This window comes from Halanaerobium polyolivorans (assembly GCF_020711195.1).
GTDB lineage: Bacteria > Bacillota > Halanaerobiia > Halanaerobiales > Halanaerobiaceae > Halanaerobium > Halanaerobium polyolivorans.
In genome coordinates this window covers 1-3,596 of record NZ_JAJFAT010000034.1, presented here as the reverse complement: position 1 = coordinate 3,596, position 3,596 = coordinate 1, and the positions used below count along the sequence as shown (strand labels likewise).

Annotated in this window: 6 protein-coding genes and 1 pseudogene; 6 read left to right on the top strand and 1 reads right to left on the bottom strand. The window is 30.3% G+C overall.

Annotation, left to right across the window (positions count from 1 at the left end; translation table 11 throughout):
• Positions 1–165 precede the first annotated feature (165 nt).
• A complete protein-coding gene (locus LJ207_RS12565; protein WP_369414195.1) occupies positions 166–921 on the top strand; it encodes a reverse transcriptase domain-containing protein in 756 nt (251 codons plus the stop codon).
• A 109-nt stretch (positions 922–1,030) separates the two neighbouring features.
• On the opposite strand, the gene LJ207_RS12100 is transcribed toward LJ207_RS12565, so the two are convergent.
• Positions 1,031–1,255 (bottom strand): hypothetical protein, encoded by a 225-nt coding sequence (locus tag LJ207_RS12100; protein WP_229346755.1) that lies wholly within the window; start codon positions 1,253–1,255, stop codon positions 1,031–1,033.
• 106 nt (positions 1,256–1,361) lie between these two features.
• Between LJ207_RS12100 and LJ207_RS12095 the strand changes: the two genes are divergently transcribed.
• From LJ207_RS12095 to LJ207_RS12075, 5 genes and pseudogenes are all read left to right on the top strand, one after another.
• Positions 1,362–1,529, top strand: coding sequence for a hypothetical protein (locus LJ207_RS12095; protein ID WP_229346754.1), 168 nt, complete (start codon positions 1,362–1,364; stop codon positions 1,527–1,529).
• On the top strand, positions 1,514–1,771 hold the full coding sequence (locus LJ207_RS12090; RefSeq protein ID WP_229346753.1) for a DDE-type integrase/transposase/recombinase: 258 nt from the start codon (positions 1,514–1,516) through the stop codon (positions 1,769–1,771). Before LJ207_RS12095 ends, LJ207_RS12090 begins: the two co-directional genes overlap by 16 nt.
• Before the next feature lie 136 nt (positions 1,772–1,907).
• Positions 1,908–2,063 carry a hypothetical protein gene (locus tag LJ207_RS12085; protein ID WP_229346752.1) on the top strand — a complete coding sequence of 52 codons (156 nt, stop codon included), beginning with the start codon at positions 1,908–1,910 and terminating at the stop codon, positions 2,061–2,063.
• 91 nt (positions 2,064–2,154) lie between these two features.
• Positions 2,155–3,330: a glycosyltransferase family 4 protein gene (locus LJ207_RS12080; protein WP_229346751.1), complete on the top strand. Its 1,176-nt coding sequence runs from the start codon at positions 2,155–2,157 to the stop codon at positions 3,328–3,330.
• Positions 3,331–3,445: 115 nt separating this feature from the next.
• A pseudogene (locus LJ207_RS12075) lies at positions 3,446–3,596 on the top strand (transposase); the annotation flags it as partial.

Genomic DNA, 3,596 nt, shown 5'->3' with positions numbered 1-3,596 from the left:
GGCAGTCTTAATGATATGCCGCCAGCAAAATTTTATAAACTGGCTAAAGCAGAAAAAATAGTTGCTGAACCAGTACTGGCCTAAATAGAAAAATGAGAAACTAAGAATAAGCGAGCTTAACAAACATATTCTCCATATTTAGGGGTTTGGACCGATAAATGGGAGATATTATATATAAAAAGGTGGTTAACAAATCCTGTTAGTAATAACAATATGATTACAAAAAATACAGAAAATGGCACACCTCAAGGTGGTGTAATATCGCCACTTCTTGCAAATCTATTTTTGAATTTTGCTTTCGATAAATGGATGGAAAGAAGGTTCCCAAATAATAAATGGTGTAGATATGCAGATGATGGAATTATTCATTGTAATACCAGGGCAGAGGCAATATTTATATTAAATTGCCTCAAAGAAAGAATGAAAGAATGCAAATTAGAAATACATTCTGGAAAAACAAAAATCATCTACTGTAAAGATATTAATCGTAAAGAAAATCATAAACTCCATGAATTTACTTTTCTTGGTTATTCTTTTAGACCGAGAAACGCTAAGGGCTCAAGTGGTAGTTCATTTACCAGTTTTTTGCCTGTAATATCCAATAAGGCAAAGAAGCATATAAGAAGCACTATAAAAAGTTGGTATTTACTGCATCAAACACAAATAACTCTTGCAGAAATTGCTGAGAAATATAATGTGGTACTAAGAGGCTGGTTAAATTATTATGGGTTTTATGGTAAAAATGAGTTAAAGAAGGTATTACATCATATGAATAATCATCTTGTTATGTGGGTTATCAGGAAGTTTGATAAACTAAAAACGAAAAAGATGAAAGCAAGGAAGCTTTTAAATAAAATTGCTAAAGAAAAACCCAATTTATTTTCCTATTGGGTTGTTGGTGTATTACCAATGACTGGATAATAGGAGCCGTATGACGAGAGAGTGTCACGTATGGATCTGTGAGAGACTGATAATGAAATTTTACCGGTCTACTCGACTGGGAGGACCCAGAGGAAGATTAATAGAAATTTCAGATCGCAAAAAAAGCAGTAGAACTAATTGATGAAGCACATGCAAACGGCTGCAGAAAAATTAAAGCCTGTGAGGAATTTAATATATCACAGAGAACCAACCAACGATGGTCAAAAGATGGTACCGTTAAATAAGACCAGCGGCCTCTGGTTGAAAGACCAGAACCCAAAAACAAATTAACTGAGGCTGAAAGAAAAGAAATAGTTGAAGTTTCAAACAGCAAAGAATTTGCAGACTTACCAGTTTCTCAAATTGTTCCTGAACTGGCTAGTCAGGGTAAATATATTGCTTCAGAATCCACCTTTTATCGAGTCTTAGATGAGAAGAAAATGAATACTCATCGAGCTAAGACTAAAGAACCTGTCAAACGAGAACCACCTACCCATATTTCTACTGCTCCCAATCAGGTCTGGACCTTGGATATTACCTGGCTGAGGACTATGATTAAAGGAGAACATTTCAAATTATATCTAGAGTTGATATGTTTAGTAGAATGATAGTTGCCCACGAAGTCTGGAGTAAAGAAAATGCTGAGAATTCTAAGAGACTGATCAGAAAAGCTTTTTTAGCTCAAAAAATAGCTAATAAAGATAAACCTCTAGTATTACATTCTGATAATGGCAGTCCAATGAAAGGGGCTGCATTTTTAGCAACAATTGAAAAACTAGGTGTGCAGAGTTCATATTCAAGGCCCCGTGTAATCAATGAAAATCCTTATTCTATAACCACTTTATCCTGATGGTGGTTTTAAGGATAAAAATAGAGCCAGAGAATGGGTAACCAGTTTTGTTTACTGGTATAACCATCAGCATTTACATAGTGGAATTAATTTTATTATACCCTATCAGAGGCAATACAGACTTGATTTAGATATAATGAAAAAACGGACTGAAACATATCAAAAAACTAAGGCAAAACACCCAGAAAGATGGTCAGGGGATATTAGAGATTGGACCCTGCCAGAATATGTAACTTTAAATCCAATGGATACTGCTGAAGCAGAAAATTATCTCAAGCAGCAGAGCTCTTAAATGAGCTTCTGCAGGAGTAGTATTCAAAGAAATTTTTAGCTAAATGCGACAACATAGTTGACAAACACCGATATTTAAAGGAGTGTAATAGGTGTCAAAAAAAGTATTGGTTTATGCAATTTCAAAAGATAAATTTTCTGGTAGCCAGAAAATGATTTTAAATTTGTTAAAGACTTTAGATAATAAATATTTTGACGTTGAGTTATTAGTTCAATCAAAATCTCCATTATCAAAAAAAGCTGAAGAATTTGGAGTGAAAACTAATTTTATTTCATTCCCAGAGAACTTAAAAGTTCATAATGAATCTTATGATGGTTTTAGGGATAAAAGTATATTAGGGAAAATAATATTTTTTATAACTTTCTTATGTTATTCATTTAAAATTTCAAAATTTGTTTTAAAAAACAATTATGATTTGATTTGGTGTGAAAATCCAAGAGCCTTATTATCTTGCACTTTTCTTAGGTTTTTTCGTGTTAAAATTATTAATAATATGTGGTCAATTCAAAAGTCAAAACTTTTATTGATTTATATATACTTATTATCAAATTTAATTATTGTAGAAACAAATTATCAAAAGCAATTATTTAAAAAAATTAAATTAGAAAAAACGGTAGAAGTAATATATACACAAATAGATGATTCTGTCATTAAAAAGCAATATAATAAGTCGAAAGCTAGATCTTTGGTGAATTTACCTCAAGATAATTTGATAATTGGTAATTTGTGTGGCTTTAGATATATGAAGGGAGCAGATCTATTTGTAGAAATTGCTTTAAATTATATAAATAATTACGATATAGATTGTTATTTTTTAATTGGAGGATGTAACAAAACAGATAACTTAAGAAATAGTAAATATATTTTAAATAAAATAGATAAAATAAATAATAGATTTATTATATTAGATTGGATAAATGATATTAATGTTTTTTATCAAAGTATAGATCTTTTTGTTTCTACATCAAGATCTGAAGGACTTCCAGGAGCAATTAGGGAGGCGGCTTGTTTGGGATTACCAATATTAGCAACTAATGTAGGTGGTACTAAAGAGGTAATTGGAAATAAAAGTAGATTAATTGAATTTAATGATAATTCTAAAGAGGATGTAATTAACAAGTTTTCTTCAAAGATAAATGAACAATTAATTAAAATCAAAAATCAGAACGAAAATATTGACAAAAAAACTAAAAAAAATTGTCATGATAAATTTATAGATAATGATTATAATAAAAAGATTAATAATACTTTAAAAAATTTATTTTAATTATTTTATAATTTGATTATAAATCTTAATTAAAGGTGATTTCTATATAGCCCTCTAACAGAATTAGAGAAAAAGTTTGAAAATGATATACTCTAATTACAAGGGGGAAACACCAATGGCAAACAGAAAATATTCCGATGAAACTAAAGAACAAATAGTAAAAGAATGTCGCGAAATAGGTAACACAGCTCTTGTAGCAAGATGACATAATATTTCTAAACATACTGTCTACAGCTGGGTTAAAAAAGCTAAAGAAACTGGATCTG

Coding starts and splice junctions, on each gene's coding strand:
- LJ207_RS12095 (WP_229346754.1), top strand. CDS start 1,362: ATGAATACTCATCGAGCTAAGACTAAAGAACCTGTCAAACGAGAACCA.
- LJ207_RS12090 (WP_229346753.1), top strand. CDS start 1,514: ATGTTTAGTAGAATGATAGTTGCCCACGAAGTCTGGAGTAAAGAAAAT.
- LJ207_RS12085 (WP_229346752.1), top strand. CDS start 1,908: ATGAAAAAACGGACTGAAACATATCAAAAAACTAAGGCAAAACACCCA.